The sequence below is a fragment of the Actinomadura madurae genome (genome assembly GCF_047130825.1).
Lineage (GTDB): Bacteria > Actinomycetota > Actinomycetes > Streptosporangiales > Streptosporangiaceae > Spirillospora > Spirillospora madurae.
Genome location: NZ_CP083237.1, coordinates 231,419 through 245,758 on the forward strand (window position 1 = coordinate 231,419; position 14,340 = coordinate 245,758).

At 68.4% G+C, this 14,340-nt stretch carries 10 protein-coding genes; 7 read left to right on the forward strand and 3 right to left on the reverse strand.

Annotated features, from left to right (window positions below; all coding sequences use genetic code 11):
- Positions 1–1,425, reverse strand: a complete 1,425-nt coding sequence (locus tag K8Z49_RS01010; protein ID WP_075023740.1) for an APC family permease — start codon at positions 1,423–1,425, stop codon at positions 1–3.
- A gap of 426 nt (positions 1,426–1,851) precedes the next feature.
- On the reverse strand, positions 1,852–2,463 hold the full coding sequence (locus K8Z49_RS01015) for a TetR/AcrR family transcriptional regulator (RefSeq protein WP_033329711.1): 612 nt from the start codon (positions 2,461–2,463) through the stop codon (positions 1,852–1,854).
- Between the two features lie 294 nt (positions 2,464–2,757).
- Between K8Z49_RS01015 and K8Z49_RS01020 the strand changes: the two genes are divergently transcribed.
- The 4 genes from K8Z49_RS01020 (at position 2,758) to K8Z49_RS01035 (ending at position 7,964) form a co-directional block, all read left to right on the forward strand.
- A complete protein-coding gene (locus K8Z49_RS01020) occupies positions 2,758–3,927 on the forward strand; it encodes an alpha/beta hydrolase (protein ID WP_244938902.1) in 1,170 nt (389 codons plus the stop codon).
- Between the two features lie 74 nt (positions 3,928–4,001).
- The gene (locus K8Z49_RS01025; protein ID WP_412517379.1) at positions 4,002–5,681 is read left to right on the forward strand and encodes a long-chain fatty acid--CoA ligase; all 1,680 of its coding nucleotides are present in this window, start codon (positions 4,002–4,004) and stop codon (positions 5,679–5,681) included.
- Positions 5,681–6,703 carry a CaiB/BaiF CoA transferase family protein gene (locus tag K8Z49_RS01030; RefSeq protein ID WP_412517380.1) on the forward strand — a complete coding sequence of 341 codons (1,023 nt, stop codon included), beginning with the start codon at positions 5,681–5,683 and terminating at the stop codon, positions 6,701–6,703. The genes K8Z49_RS01025 and K8Z49_RS01030 overlap by 1 nt, the downstream gene beginning before the upstream one ends.
- Before the next feature lie 79 nt (positions 6,704–6,782).
- Entirely contained in the window at positions 6,783–7,964 is a 1,182-nt protein-coding gene (locus tag K8Z49_RS01035) for a thiolase family protein (protein ID WP_075023737.1), read from the forward strand.
- Positions 7,965–8,035: 71 nt separating this feature from the next.
- Here the strand turns inward: K8Z49_RS01035 and K8Z49_RS01040 are convergent, their stop codons facing one another.
- On the reverse strand, positions 8,036–8,920 hold the full coding sequence (locus K8Z49_RS01040; RefSeq protein WP_412517381.1) for a LysR family transcriptional regulator: 885 nt from the start codon (positions 8,918–8,920) through the stop codon (positions 8,036–8,038).
- A 109-nt stretch (positions 8,921–9,029) separates the two neighbouring features.
- Here K8Z49_RS01040 and K8Z49_RS01045 point away from each other — a divergent pair, with 109 nt between their 5' ends.
- The 3 genes from K8Z49_RS01045 to K8Z49_RS01055 are packed head-to-tail and all read left to right on the forward strand — an operon-like array spanning position 9,030 to position 14,291.
- Positions 9,030–10,844: a hydantoinase B/oxoprolinase family protein gene (locus K8Z49_RS01045; protein WP_412517382.1), complete on the forward strand. Its 1,815-nt coding sequence runs from the start codon at positions 9,030–9,032 to the stop codon at positions 10,842–10,844.
- Positions 10,845–10,849: 5 nt separating this feature from the next.
- On the forward strand, positions 10,850–12,949 hold the full coding sequence (locus tag K8Z49_RS01050; RefSeq protein ID WP_075023796.1) for a hydantoinase/oxoprolinase family protein: 2,100 nt from the start codon (positions 10,850–10,852) through the stop codon (positions 12,947–12,949).
- Between the two features lie 40 nt (positions 12,950–12,989).
- On the forward strand, positions 12,990–14,291 hold the full coding sequence (locus tag K8Z49_RS01055; RefSeq protein WP_111833431.1) for an MFS transporter: 1,302 nt from the start codon (positions 12,990–12,992) through the stop codon (positions 14,289–14,291).
- The last annotated feature ends 49 nt before the right edge of the window (positions 14,292–14,340 follow it).

The window sequence follows — 14,340 nt, forward strand, 5'->3', positions numbered from 1 at the left end:
CTATTCGGTGAGGTAGTTCTCCAGCCTGATGTCAGGGCTGCGGCGTATGGCGAACGCTCCGTACGCGGCGCCGACGACGAGGATCAGCGGCATCGCGACGATGTACGGGGAGTCGCTTCCGGTGACGTCCTCGTAATTGGCCACGATGATTCCGCCGACGATGAGAAGTCCGGTGCCGGCGATGGCCGGTGCGATCCTGGTCGACCACATCGAGCCGGACACGGTGCCGCGCAGAGAGGACACGATGACGCTCAGGCAGCACCCGGCCATCACATAGATGGTGGCGAGCGAGGTGACGCCGGAAACCGTCGGGAAGAGATTGAGCAGGGGGTCCAGCCCGGCCACCGCGAACAGCGCTATGACGGACAGGGACAGCACGACCTGCAGTTGCGTGGCGTTCGCGGGCGTGCCGTACCGGTGATGGATGCGTGCGAGGCGGGTGGGAAGCAGTCCCGCTCTCGACAGAGAGAAGTGGTAGCGCGCCGCCATGTTGTGGAATGCGGTCGCCGCGGCCAAGAAGCTGAGCACGATGCACACCGCGATGAGCGACCCCGCCCACTCGCCCAGATACTCGTCGGCGGCGGCTGTGACGAGCGCTCCGGGGTCGGCCGCGGCCAGCGCGGTCACGTCGTCGAATGCCGCGATGAAGCTCCACGTCGCGACGAAGAACAGGGCGACCAGCAGTCCGAGTGCCAGGTAGGTCGCCGTGCGGATGCTCTTGGCCGGCGCCTCGCACTCCTCGCCGTAGATGGCGGCGGCCTCGTAGCTCGCGAACGAGAGCAGGCAGAAGACCAGGGTGAGTGCGAAGTTCCCGCTGAACATCGAGTCCGGTGAGAGGCCGTCCAGGGTGAAGGAGCCGGACCGGCGCAGCAGCACCGCGATGATCAGCGCGCCGACCAGTGCGAACTGGGCGATGCAGATCGCGGTCGCGAGTCGTGCTGCGATCGACACCCCGAAGTGGCCGGCCGCCCAGACCACGGCGAGGGCGGCGAGCGTGTACCAGTACCAGGCGAGGTCGAGGCTCAGGTACTGGCTGACCGTGACTTTGGCGAAGTATCCGGTCGCCGCGACCATCGCGATGGTGGCCATGTTGTAGGCGATGCCGGCTATGAACGCCGTCGCGGCCCCGACCGTACGGCCCAGCCCGTACGCCATGAAGGCGAAGTACGCCCCGGCGTTGACGACATGCCTGCTCAGGACGACGTAGCCGGCGGTGAACACGAACAGGAGCGCCGCCACCACGAGGATCCAGCCGAGCGTTCCGATTCCCGCGCCGATCCCGATGCTCAGCGCGAAGTTCGATGCCATCGCGGTCAGCGGCGCCGTCCCCGCGATGACCATGAACAGCATTCCGACGACGCCGATCGTCCCTCGTCGCAGTTGCCGGTCGGTGGTGCTCGTTCGAGTGTCCTCGAGCCCTGTCATGTCGGGTCTCCCATTGTTCGTCGCTCCGTCGTGGACGTCGCCCGCCGCGGTGTGGTTCGCCGGGGGACCCCGTGCTGTGGGCGTGTCGCCTCAGGGCCGTCAGGAGATCGTGGGTGGATTCGCTGAGCCGATGAATCGCGAGGTCACCGCGAGACGGAACGGGATCGTCTCGCCGTGATGGCAGAGTAAGTCCTCATGTGCGGCTTCGCAAGGGTCGGGATCGGCCGACGCGTGCCCGGGCGGGCCGCGCGGCTCCGGCCGACACCGCGGAGGTGGGCCGCGCGTCGCGGTACCGGGCGATCATCCGGCACCCGCGACGGCAGGTGGATGGGCACACTCCGGACGGATCCGGCGTTCTCTCCGAGATGGACTTCAGGGAGGGAAGGGCCCGGCTTTCAAGCCGGGCCCGGCGCGGTCAGGCCCGAGCTATCGGGTCGCCCCGCGCAGAACGTCGAGAACAGATTGGACGACGTTTTCGCGCAGCGCCGGCGACGAGCTCTGCCGGCGGCCGCACACTCTCCAGAAAAGGGGACCTGCCAGCAGATCGAGGGCGTACTCGATGTCAGCGTCGGCGTCCACTTCCCCGGTACTGATCCGTTCCTCCAGCACCCTGCGATAGTGAGTCCGGCGGATCAGGCCGATGCGCGTTGTCAACGCTTCGCCGAGGTCCGGATTGCGCAGCGCCTCGGCCAGGAGGTCGGGCAGGATTCGCCGATTCATGTCATCGCTCAGCCAGTTGTCGACCGACTCGACCAGCAACGTCACGACGGTCCGCAGATCGTGCGAAGTCCGCACGTCCGCTATGGGAACGCTGACACTTGAGACCGCGTCCAGGACCATTTCCTGCTTGGAGGGCCAGCGCCGGTAGAGCGCGCTCTTGCCCGCTCTCGCCCTTCGGGCGACTCCGTCCATGGACAGCTGCCCGAAGCCCACCTCGGCGAGTTCGCTGAGTACCGCCTCGGTGATGGCGACCGTCAATTCGGGGCTGAGGTTGGAGCTCGACCGTCTGGAGGCAGGAGTAGATGATCGCTTGCTCACGCCTAGGAACCTACCAGGCACTCGCGCGGTGATGTACCACCCCGATGCGCTCCGCCGCCCCGGTCGGCGACGGTCGGTGCCGGCCCGTGAGCATTCGCAGCGCGTGGCGGGGACTGGACGTGGCGAGCGGGCTCGCGCTACCTTGCGGGCGAGACGGTACGGTACCGTCTCGTGTGCTGGGTCTGGATCCGACGTCCGGGGCAGCGCTCTGCCGGCCGACTGGATCACGAAGGTGGCGACATGGCTCACTTCTTCAAGAAAGACACGCAGTTCGAGTTCGAGTTCATGCGGACAATGGGTCAGACTTCCTACGGCGCGGCAGAGATCGGTGAGTGTCTGGCCACCGCGGCACGGATAGTCGACGGTGACTACGACAGCTGGCACGACGAGTGGTTCGACACCGCGCAGTGGCTGTTCGATCGCACTGCCGGAACCGAGTCCCAGCACAAGGTTTCGGCGCGTGATGCGTACCTGCGTTGTGCGAACTATTACCGGACGGCGGAGTTCTTCCTCCATGGATCCCCGGGAGATCCGCGGATTCATCGCACGTCGAAGATGTCGGTCGAAAGCTTCCACCGCGCCGCAAGACTGCACGATCCCGAGATCGAGACAGTGGAGATCCCCTACGGCACTGGACATTTGCCGGCCTACTTCTTCCGCGCCGCCGGCGAATCGTCCACCCCCAAGCCGACGGTGGTCATCCACAACGGATTCGACGGCACCGCCGAAGAGATCTACTCGTTCGGTGGAAGAGCCGGCCACGACCGGGGCTACCACGTCCTCGCCTTCGAGGGGCCCGGCCAGGGGCAGGTCATCCGGTCCCAGGGCCTGACGTTCCGTCCCGACTGGGAGCACGTCGTCGGTCCGGTCGTCGACCACCTCGAGACCCGCGACGAGGTGGACGCCGAGCGCATCGCGCTGATCGGGATCAGCATGGGAGGCGCACTCGCCCCTCGCGCGGCGGCGTTCGAGCGGCGTCTGGCCGCCGTGGTCGCCTGGGACGGCGTCTACGACATGAGCACCGTCGCGCTGGACTTCGTCCTCGGAGAGCTCCCCGACCCGCGGGAGGTTCTCCTCGACCGGCTCGGCGCCGAGTCCGACGTGGAACTGGACGAATACATCCAGCGGCGGATCTCGGAGAGCGGCACGGCCCGCTGGTTCTTCGACCACGGAAGCTGGGTGATGGGCACCGAGTCCCCGCGCATGCTGCTGAGGCGGATCTGCGACTTCAACGTCCGGGACGGTGTCGCGGAACAGATCACGTGTCCCGTCCTGGTCCTGGAGGCCGACGAGGACATGGCCCTCGGCGGGCAGCCGGCGCAGCTCGTCCAGCATCTCACCGCCCCGCACGCCCACCACGTCTTCACGGCCCGGCGCGGCGGCGAGTTGCACAACCAGGTCGATGTCATGCGCTACGCGTCCTCGGTGATCTACGACTGGCTGGACACGGTCCTGCACTCGTGACGAAACGCGAGCGGCCCGGGCGCACACCGGATCGGCCGCTCTGTGACGTCCGGTCGATATCCAGAGAAGGAGGGATGATGCAACCAGGCATGATGCAGGACCGTCCGCTGGTCCTCTCAGACCTGTTGGAGCGGATGGAGGTCCGGTTCCGCGGCAAGCGGGTGGTGACCACACAGACCGGAAGGGTTCTCGAGGCGACCTTCGGGGAGATCGCGCATCGCGTACGTCGCCTTGCCGCTGTTCTCGATGCCCTCGGCGTGCCGGCCGGCGCACGCGTCGGCACTTTCGGCTGGAACACCCAGCGTCACCTCGAACTGTACGTCGCGGTTCCGTCCACCGGCCGGATTCTGCACACGATCAACCACCGGTTGTTCAGCGAGCAGCTCGCCTTCATCGTCGACGACGCGGCGGACGACGTCCTGTTCGTCGATCGGTCCCTGCTGCCGGTCGTCTGGCCGCTCGTCGAGTCGTTCCGCACGGTCCGCTTCGTCGTGGTCATGGACGACGGCGACCCCGCGGAGATCCCGGACGACCCGCGCGTCCGCGACTACGAGCGGTTGCTCGCCGAAGCGGTGCCCGTCACCGATGACGGGTTTCCCGTCCACGACGAACGAACCGCTGCCGCCCTCTGCTACACCTCCGGCACGACCGGTCTGCCAAAGGGGGTCCTCTACGACCACCGGTCGATCCTCTTGCACGCGTTGATGCTGCAGACCGCCGACGCGTTCGCGCTCAGCGAGTCCGACGTCATCATGCCGGTGGTGCCGATGTTCCATGTCAACGCGTGGGGCCTTCCCTACGCGGCGCTCATGTGCGGCGCGGAGTTGGTCATGCCCGGCACCGCGACCGCGCCGGCCGAACTGGTGAAACAGATCGAACGCCATCGTGTGACGTTCACCGCGGCGGTGACGACGGTCTGGCGTGGAGCGCTCCCGCATCTCGACGGGCACGACCTGTCGAGTCTGCGTCACATCGTGTGCGGCGGCGGCGCGGTACCGCTGTCGCTCTCCCGTGCGTACGACGAGGCGATCGGTCAGCCGCTGCGCAACGGGTGGGGGATGACCGAGACCAGCCCGGTCGCGACGAGTGCCTATGTGTCCGACCGCGCAGCCCGCGACCGCGACCGCGAACCGGAGGCACTGGCGCGCCCGGGAGTCGCGCTGCCGCTGGTCCGGCTGCGCGTGGTGGACGACAAGGGCAGGGCGCTGCCCTGGGACGGCAGATCCGCGGGCGAACTGCAGGTCGCCGGCGCCACGGTCGCCGCCGCCTACTACGGGCGATCCGGAGAGCGGGCGGCCGGGTCCTTCACCGAGGACGGCTGGCTGCGCACCGGCGACGTCGCCACCATCGCCCCCGACGGGCAGCTCCGCATCGTCGACCGCACCAAGGACCTCGTCAAGTCGGGCGGCGAGTGGATCTCCTCGGTCGAGCTCGAGAACGAGATCATGAGTCATCCCGACGTCATCGAGGCCGCCGTCATCGCGGTGCCCGACGAGAAATGGGACGAGCGTCCCCTCGCCTGTGTCGTCACCGTGCCGGGCGCCTCCCTGTCCGAGCACGACGTCCAGGAGTACCTGCGAGGACGAGTCGCCAGGTGGTGGGTCCCCGAACAGGTGCTGCTGATCGACGAAATCCCCAAGACCGCCACGGGGAAGTTCTCCAAGGCCGCGTTGCGTGAGGCCGTGGTGAACGGCGCGATCGGACGGGAGACCCGCGGCCTCGACGCTGCTCAGCGGATGGGACGACGCCAGTGATGGAAGGTCCGCTCGCAGGTGTGCGAGTGGTCGAACTCGCCGGCATCGGCCCCGGCCCGTTCGGCGCGATGGTGCTCGCCGATCTGGGAGCCGAGGTCGTACGGATCGACCGGCCCGGCGGGCATCCCGCCGCCTGGGGGCGCGTGAAGGCCTTCGGCCGCGGCAAACGCACGCTGGAGATCGACCTCAAGAGCGCCGCCGGCGTGGCCGAGGTGCTCGAGCTCGTCGCCGGGTCCGACGCCCTGATCGAGGGCTACCGCCCCGGGACCGCGGAGCGGCTCGGGCTCGGCCCGGCCGAGTGCCTGGCCCGCAACCCGGCGCTCGTCTACGGGCGGATGACCGGTTGGGGCCAGGAGGGCCCCTACAGCGCCACCGCCGGCCACGACATCAACTTCCTCGCGGTCAGCGGCGTCCTGCATGCGATCGGGCGCGAGGGCGAGCGGCCGGTTCCCCCGCTGAACCTGCTCGGCGACTTCGGCGGCGGCGGGATGCTGCTCGCCCTCGGACTGGTCGCCGCCCTCTTCGCCGCCCGTCGCGACGGCCGCGGCCAGGTGGTCGACGCGGCGATCCTCGACGGTACGGCGCTGCTCGGCACGGTGATCCACGACTTCCTCGCCGAAGGCGGCTGGGCCGACCGGGCCGGCGTCAACCTGCTCGACGGCGGCGCGCCCTTCTACGACACCTACACCTGCGCCGACGGCCTCTTCGTCGCGGTGGGGGCGCTTGAGCCGGCCTTCTACGCCGCTCTCGTCGAGAGGCTCGGCCTGCAGGGCGAGGTGGCGCCTGCCGGCCGGCACCTCGACCCCGGGAACTGGCCGACGATCCGGGCCCGGCTGACCGAAACCTTCGCCACCCGCACCCGCGACGAGTGGGCCGCCTTCTTCGCTGACGGTGACTGCTGCGTCTCGCCGGTCCTCTCTCTGCGCGAAGCGCCGGCGGACGCTCACAACCGTGCCCGAGGGGTCTTCCGCGAGCGCGACGGCCGCACCGAGCCGGCGCCGGCGCCGCGGTTCAGCGGCTGATCACGTCCCAACCGAGCACGGCGATGCCCGCCGGACCAATCCTCAGACGATCGATGACAGGCAACGGACGGAGAGCGAGATGCGGAACGGGAAAGGGAAGCTCGGCGGCCGCGAGGTCGTGATCGTGGAGGCGGTCCGCACACCGATCGGACGCGGACACCCCGAGAAGGGCTACTACAAGGATCTGCACCCGTCCAACCTCCTCGCCAGGACCTACGCGGAACTGATCTCGCGGACCGGGATCGACCCGATGGAGGTCGGCGATGTGATCGCGGGCTGCGTCCAGCAGTTCGGCACCCAGACGATGAACATCGGCCGCAACGCCTGGCTGGAGGCCGGCCTGCCCGAGGAGGTCCCGGCGACCACGGTCGACCGCCAGTGCGGCTCGGCCCAGCAGGCGGTGAACTTCGCGGCCACCCTCATCGCCTCCGGCGCCCACGACGCGGCGATCGGCGGCGGGGTCGAGCACATGGGCAGGAACTCGTTCGCCGTGGCGGGCGAGGTCGTGGCCGAGCACGGCTCGCCCTACTCGTCCGAGCTGCTCGAACGCCACGACCTGGTCTCGCAGGGCCTCGCGGCCGAAATGATCGCCGACGGGTGGGGAATCCCCCGGCCCGAGCTGGACGAGATCGGGTTGCGCTCGCAGCGACTGGCGCGGCGGGCGACCGACGAGGGCCGCTTCGCGCGCGAGATGATCCCCTACCGGGTCGGCGGCCACACCCACGTCACCGATCAGGGCCTTCGCGAGACGACCCTCGAAGGACTGGCGCGGCTGCGGCCCGCGTTCCGGGAAGACGGCAGGATCACCGCCGGGAACTCCTCGCAGGTCTCCGACGGCGCCGCCGCGGTGCTCTTGATGACCCGTGAGAAGGCCGAGGCCCTCGGGTTGAGGCCGCGTGCGCGGATCTACGACATCACCACTGTCGGGACCGACCCGGTGACCATGCTGACCGGCCCGATCCCGGCCACGCGCAAGCTGCTCGACCGCAACGGAATGAAGATCGACGACATCGACCTGATCGAGATCAACGAGGCGTTCGCCTCGGTCGTCGCGGCCTGGCGGCGCGAGATCGGACCCGACATGGACAGGGTCAACGTGAACGGCGGCGCGATAGCGCTCGGGCACCCGCTCGGCTCGACCGGTGCTCGGCTGATCACCACCCTGCTGCACGAGATGGAGCGCTCCGACGGGGAGATGGGCCTGGTGACCATGTGCTGCGGCGGCGGCCTCGGGACGGGAACGCTGATCCAGCGGGTCTAGGCGTGGTGTCGGTCGGGTGATGGGTGGCCTGTCGCTCGATCTGTGTGGCCTGCCGCTCCTTTGGAGCCTGCTCATTCTGGTGTCGACGTTCTGATGTGGTGAAGGAAGGCGGCGGCGGCCGGTGCGAGGTGTCGGCTTTCACGCCAGATCAGGGACAGCGGCGGCCTTATCGGCGGGTCGAACGGGATGCTCCAGATGGGCTGGAAGGCGAGAGCGACGAAGCCCCGGGGGATGATGCCGAGCCCGAGGCCATGGGCGATCAGGCCGAGCAGGACCGATACCTCGTTGGACTCGATGACGATGTTGGGCACCACACCGGCTTCTCGCAGGACGGTATCGGCGGCATCGCGCAGTCCGGCGCCTTTGCGGAAGCTGATGAGGTCCATGCCGTCGAGGGCATGGGCCGGTGCGGTGTCGTAGTGCTCGAAGGGATGCCCCGGCGGCCCGGCGAGGACGAGGTGGTCGTGGTCGACGACCACGCCGGTGGTCCCGTGGGGGAGCTGGAGTGGGTCGATCGACACCACGGCGAGGTCGATGGTGTCCTGCTGGACCATGGAGACCAGTTCCTGCCTGGTCCCCTCGCGCAGCCTGACACGTACGCCCGGGTAGCGGCGACGGAAGCCGGCCAAGATCCCGGGCAGGTCGAGTGACGCGGTGGGCAGGGTCGAGCCGAAGGTCACCTCTCCGACGGTGTGGCCCCGAAGGCTGGACAGTTCGTCCCGTGCCGCGGCCACTTCGGCGAGGATTTTGACCGCCCGCGCGGCGAACAATTCGCCCGCCGGTGTGGGAAGGATCTTGGGTCGCTCCCGCCGGAGCAACTGAACGCCCATGTCTCGTTCGAGCTTGGAAACGTGGTGGGAGACGGCGGACTGCGCGATGTGCAGCCGGGACGCCGCTTTCGTAAAAGAACCCTCGTTGAGGATGGTCACCAAGTATTCGAGCTGCCGCAGTTCCATCTCATCTCGCGATCGTCACGTGCTCGAATCTGTCATCGACAGATGCTGGATTGGGCGGGCATGCTACTCCGCATCAGCTACCTGCGACAACAGCGAGGAGTGACCGATCTTGTCCGTCAAGTCACCGTCCGCGGCAGGCGTCATCAACGCGGCAGATGCGTCCGAAATCGATCCGATCACACTCGAGGTCGTGCGCAGCGGACTCGATTCGCTGGCCGACCAGATGGCGCTGACCGTGTCGCACACCGCCTATTCGGGAATCGTCCGCGACGTCCTGGATTTCTCCACCGCTTTCTGTGACGTCACGGGCGAGATGATCGCCCAGGGCCTCACCTTGGTCTGCCATCTGGGTTCGTTTCCCGCCGCGGTGAAGTCGGTGCTGACCAAGTTCAGCGGGTGCATCCACCCCGGCGACATCTACATCATGAACGATCCCTATTCCTCGGGCGGTATCCACCTGCCCGACATCTTCATCATCAAGCCGGTCTTCGTCGCCGACCGGCTCGAAGGCTTCGTCGGCGCCGTCGCTCACCAGATCGATGTCGGCGGCGCGGTGCCCGGCAGCCAGTGCACGGGGGCCACGGAGATCTTCCAGGAGGGGCTCATGATCCCCACCATGAAGCTGTACGAGCGGGGCGAGGCGAACGAGGCGGTCTTCGACTTCCTGCGGACGAACGTGCGGATCCCGTACAAGGTGCTCGGCGACGTCCGGGCCGAGATAGCGGCCGTCAACGTGGGGGAGCGCGAGTACAAGGTGCTGGCCGGGCGCTACGGGCCCGATGTCGTCCGCCGGTGCACGCGCAGCCTGCTGGACCTGAGCGAGCGCATCGCCCGCTCGGACATCCGCGAGATGCCGGACGGCGTCTACTCCCACACGAGCTACATCGACGGGGACGCCGTGCTCGACGAGCCGGTGGTCATCAAGGCCGAGGCCACCATCGAGGGTGACGAGATCACGATCGACCTGACCGAGAGCTCGCCGCAGGTGGCGGCGGGAGTCAACTCGCCCATCGCGTTCACCGAATCCACCGCGCGTGGGGCCGTCCGTACGCTGCTGAGCGCCGATGTCCCCAACGCGGCAGGGTACTTCCGGGCGATCCACGTGCTGACCAAGGCGGGAACGGTCGTCCACCCCGTACTGCCCGCCGCCTGCGCGGTGCGCGGCATCACCGGGGCCCGGATCATGGACTGCGTGCTCGGGGCGCTCGCCCAGGCCGTTCCCGAACGCGTGCCGGCGGACGGAGAAGGCGGCAACACCTGCATCTGCATCGGTGGCGAGGCCGCGCCGGGCGACGAGCGCTTCATCTACGCGGACGCGTTCGCGGGGGCGCGCGGGGGAGCACCGTGGGGGGACGGTGTCGAGGGAATGCCGCACTCGTACGCCAACATCGCCAACACGCCGGTCGAGCTCATCGAGCACGACCACCCGCTGCGCGTGGAGCGTTACGCCATCATCCCCGACTCCGCCGGAGCGGGTATGCATCGTGGGGCCCTCTCCCAGGTCCGTTCCATCCGGATGCTCGCCCAGGCCGGCACCATGGAGATTCGCTCGGACAAGCGGACGCATCTCCCGTACGGGCTGCAAGGAGGGTCGCCCGGCACCCCGTCCGTCAACATCCTGCACCGCGACGGCGCCGAGATGGTCCTGCCGACGTTGGTCAGCAAGCAGATCCTGCGAAAGGACGACGTGGTCGTCCAGGTCCTCGCAGGCGGCGGAGGCTGGGGCGACCCCCTAGATCGGGATGTCGCCGCCGTTGAGCACGACGTCCAGCAGGACAAGATCACCCCGGCGAAGGCGTCCGCCGACTACGGAGTCGTCGTCGATCAGGAGACCGGGGAGGCGGACGGGGAGGCCACGGCGCACCTGCGGGCTCGCCTGCGTACGGAACGGCAGCAGGGCGCCGGTGAGCTGGACGGGGTGTGATGACGATGCCCGGAACGAACACCGGCCCGTACCGAGTCGGCGCCGACATCGGCGGAACATTCACCGATCTGGTTCTCAGCGGCCCCGACGGCATCGTCACGACGGCGAAGGTGCTGTCCACTCCGGATGAATACGGCCGGGGAATCATCAGCGGGCTGAACCAGATGCTCGATACCTCGGGCGTACCCGCGCAGGAGATCTCCGGCATCGTCCACGGGACGACGGTGGTCACGAACGCACTGCTGGAGAACCAGGGCGCCCGCACCGCCCTGATCACGACCCATGGGTTCAGAGACGTGCTGGAGCTGCGGCGGCTTCGGGTTCCGCAGCTCTACAACCTCGCGCACCGACCGCCCCGGCCGATCGTCGATCGGCGCCTGCGCTACGAGATAACGGAGCGGATCGCCGCCGACGGGACGGTGATCGAGCCGCTGGACGTGGCGGCGCTGCGGCGCATCGCCGACGAGCTCGCGATGATGCAGGTCGGCTCCGTCGCCGTGTGCCTGCTGCACTCGTACAAGAACCCGGTCCACGAACGGGCCGCGGCCGAGATCATCCGCGAACGCCTGCCCGATGTGTACCTGTCGCTCTCGGTCGACGTGCTCCCGGAGATCCGTGAGTACGAGCGGACCAGCACCACGGTCGTGAACGCCTTCGTCGGACCGATCGTCAAGAACTACCTCACTGCCCTGCGCCGCAGCCTGGACGGCGTCGGCGTCCCCGCCCCGCTGCTGATCATGCAGTCCAGCGGCGGGGTGATGTCGGCGTCGCTCGCCGCCGAGAAGCCCGCCCACATGGTGGAGTCCGGCCCCGCCGCGGGCGTGATCGCCGCACAGGTGATGGGCGGCCGCAGCCGGCTGACCCGGCTCATCGCCTTCGACATGGGCGGTACGACCGCGAAGGCGTCCTTGATCGAGGACGCCGAGGTCAGCCGGACCACCGAGTACGAGGTGGGCGCGTCCATGAACCATGCGACGCCGTTCGTCACCGGCACCGGGCACGCGCTGAAACTGCCCATGATCGACATTGCCGAGGTGGGCTCGGGCGGCGGCAGCATCGCCACGGTCGACCGCAGCGGGAGCCTGAAGGTCGGCCCGCGCAGCGCCGGCTCCGTCCCCGGGCCCGCCTGCTATGGCCGCGGCGGGTCCGCGCCGACGGTGACGGACGCGAACGTGGTGCTCGGCTACATCAACCCGGGCCAGCTCGCCGGCGGCAACCTCACCTTGCGGCCGGAACTCGCGGAGGACGTGCTGAACGAGCACGTGGCGCGGCCGCTCGGGCTCTCTGTGCACCAAGCGGCGTACGGCATCCATACCGTGGTCAACGCGAGCATGATCCGGGCGATCAAGTCGGTGTCAACGAACCGCGGCCGGGACCCGCGCGATTTCGCGCTGTTCGCCTTCGGGGGCAACGGGGCGGTGCACGCGGCCGCGATCGCCCAGGAGATGGGAATCAGGCAGGTCATCGTGCCGCCGCGCACCGGTGTGCTTTCCGCCGTCGGCCTGCTCGAGGCCGGCATCGAACACCATTTCGTGCAGACGTTCATACACGCAACCGCGGCCGTGCCGCTCGACCGTCTCGACGCCGCCTTCGCCGCACTGGAGCAACGCGCCATGCGCGCGATGGGCAGGGAGAGCACCGCGCAACCAGGTGAAGAGCGGCTGCAGTATCTCGCCGATGTCCGCTACATCGGCCAAGCGCACGAGATAACAGTTCCATTCGCCCGGCGGCCGACCCTCCACGAGCATGTGGCCGCCCTTGAGGAGGACTTCGCCCGCGAGCATGAACGCACGTACGGTCATCGCAGCCCGGACGTGCCGACGGAATTCTTCAACCTCCGCGTCATCGCAAGCGTGGAAGAGCCGCGCGCACCGGTGCTGTCACAGGTACCGCAGATCGCCGACCCCCGTGGCCGGCGCCGGGCCTACTTCGGACCCGCGCTGGGACTGCTCCCCACACCCGTGGTGACCAGGTCGGCCGTGGGCGCGGAACGCACGTCGGGCCCGCTGATCGTCGAAGAGCAGGACGCGACCGTGGTCGTCCCGCCCGGGTGTTCGGTGTCGCGGGACTCCTACGCCAACCTGATCATCGAAATCGCCGGATGACGAACAGCATCAAGACGGGAATCACGTCATGGTCCAGCAGATGGAAAATGAGCATGACCGAAATGAAGTGAAGCCGGCGGCGCTCCGCAAGGCGATATTCGGCGGCGCCATCGGAAACGCCGTGGAATGGTTCGACTACACGGTCTACGGCTATCTGGCCGTCGTCATCGGTGGCGTCTTCTTCCCCTCCGACAACCCCACGGCCTCGCTGCTGGCCAGCTTCGCGGTCTTCGCGATCGCGTTCGCCGTCCGGCCGCTCGGCGGCTTCTTCTTCGGCTCGCTGGGCGACCGGATGGGCCGCCAGCGGACCCTGGCGACGGTCGTGCTGCTCATGTCCGGCGCGACGTTCGCCGTGGGGCTGCTCCCCGGCCATTCGACGATCGGCATCCTCGCTCCCGTCCTGCTCGTCGCGCTGCGACTGCTGCAGGGCTTCTCGGCCGGGGGAGAGGTGCCCGGTGGCGCGTCCCTGCTCGCCGAGTACGCCCCGCCGGGCCGCCGGGGATTCGTCACCTGCCTGCTCCAGGCGGGGTCGGGGCTGGGCATCGGGCTGAGCGCCGTGACGGTGCTCATCCTCAACTCCTCCCTCTCCGAATCCGCCATGGAGTCCTGGGGATGGCGCGTCCCCTTCCTGCTGGCCGGCCCTATCGGCGTCATCGGCCTCTACATAAGGCTGCGCCTGGAGGACACTCCGGACTTCCTGGCCTTGAAAGAGGCAGGCGAGACCTCCAAGGCGCCGTTGACCGAGGCCATCAGCGGTTACTGGCGACGCATCATCCGCGTCATCGGACTCACATTGGTGCAGGTCGTCAGTTTCTACATCGTGCTGGTCTACGCGCAAACGTACTTCACCGGCCAGCTGGGGTTCAGCTCCACCACCGCGTCCGTCTCGGTCATCCTGACCCTGGTGGTCCAGGTCGCGCTCATTCCCGTCATGGGAGTGGTGTCCGACCGCATCGGCCGCAGGCCGGTGCTCGCCGGGGCGAGCCTGGGCTTCGCGGTGCTGACCTATCCGATGTTCGTGCTGATGAACACGGGTGCTCTGGGGGCGGCGATGGCAGGCCTCCTGGTGCTCGCCGTGCTGCTGGCGGTGTTCCAGGGCGCGGCGATGGCCACCCTGACGGAACTGTTCCCCACCCGGGTCCGCTACGCCGGTTTCAGCGTCGGCTACAACGTCTCCACCGCTCTGTTCGGCGGGACGACACCGTATCTCGCCGCATATCTGATCTCCACCACCGACGACCATTTCGCGCCGGGCTATTACCTGATCGTCGCGGCCGTCGTCAGCCTCATCTCCGCGCTGACGCTCACCGAAACCGCCAAGACGCCCCTGTCCGCAACCTGATTCGGAGACCTCGGTGCGTGAATTCACAGTGCATACAGTCGTCCGGACC

Bases quoted from the DNA above. Each gene is read 5' to 3' on its own strand.
- K8Z49_RS01055 (WP_111833431.1), top strand. From the start codon at position 12,990: ATGGAAAATGAGCATGACCGAAATGAAGTGAAGCCGGCGGCGCTCCGC.
- K8Z49_RS01035 (WP_075023737.1), top strand. From the start codon at position 6,783: ATGCGGAACGGGAAAGGGAAGCTCGGCGGCCGCGAGGTCGTGATCGTG.
- K8Z49_RS01010 (WP_075023740.1), bottom strand. From the start codon at position 1,425: ATGACAGGGCTCGAGGACACTCGAACGAGCACCACCGACCGGCAACTG.
- K8Z49_RS01025 (WP_412517379.1), top strand. From the start codon at position 4,002: ATGATGCAACCAGGCATGATGCAGGACCGTCCGCTGGTCCTCTCAGAC.
- K8Z49_RS01020 (WP_244938902.1), top strand. From the start codon at position 2,758: ATGGGTCAGACTTCCTACGGCGCGGCAGAGATCGGTGAGTGTCTGGCC.
- K8Z49_RS01030 (WP_412517380.1), top strand. From the start codon at position 5,681: ATGGAAGGTCCGCTCGCAGGTGTGCGAGTGGTCGAACTCGCCGGCATC.
- K8Z49_RS01040 (WP_412517381.1), bottom strand. From the start codon at position 8,920: ATGGAACTGCGGCAGCTCGAATACTTGGTGACCATCCTCAACGAGGGT.
- K8Z49_RS01050 (WP_075023796.1), top strand. From the start codon at position 10,850: ATGCCCGGAACGAACACCGGCCCGTACCGAGTCGGCGCCGACATCGGC.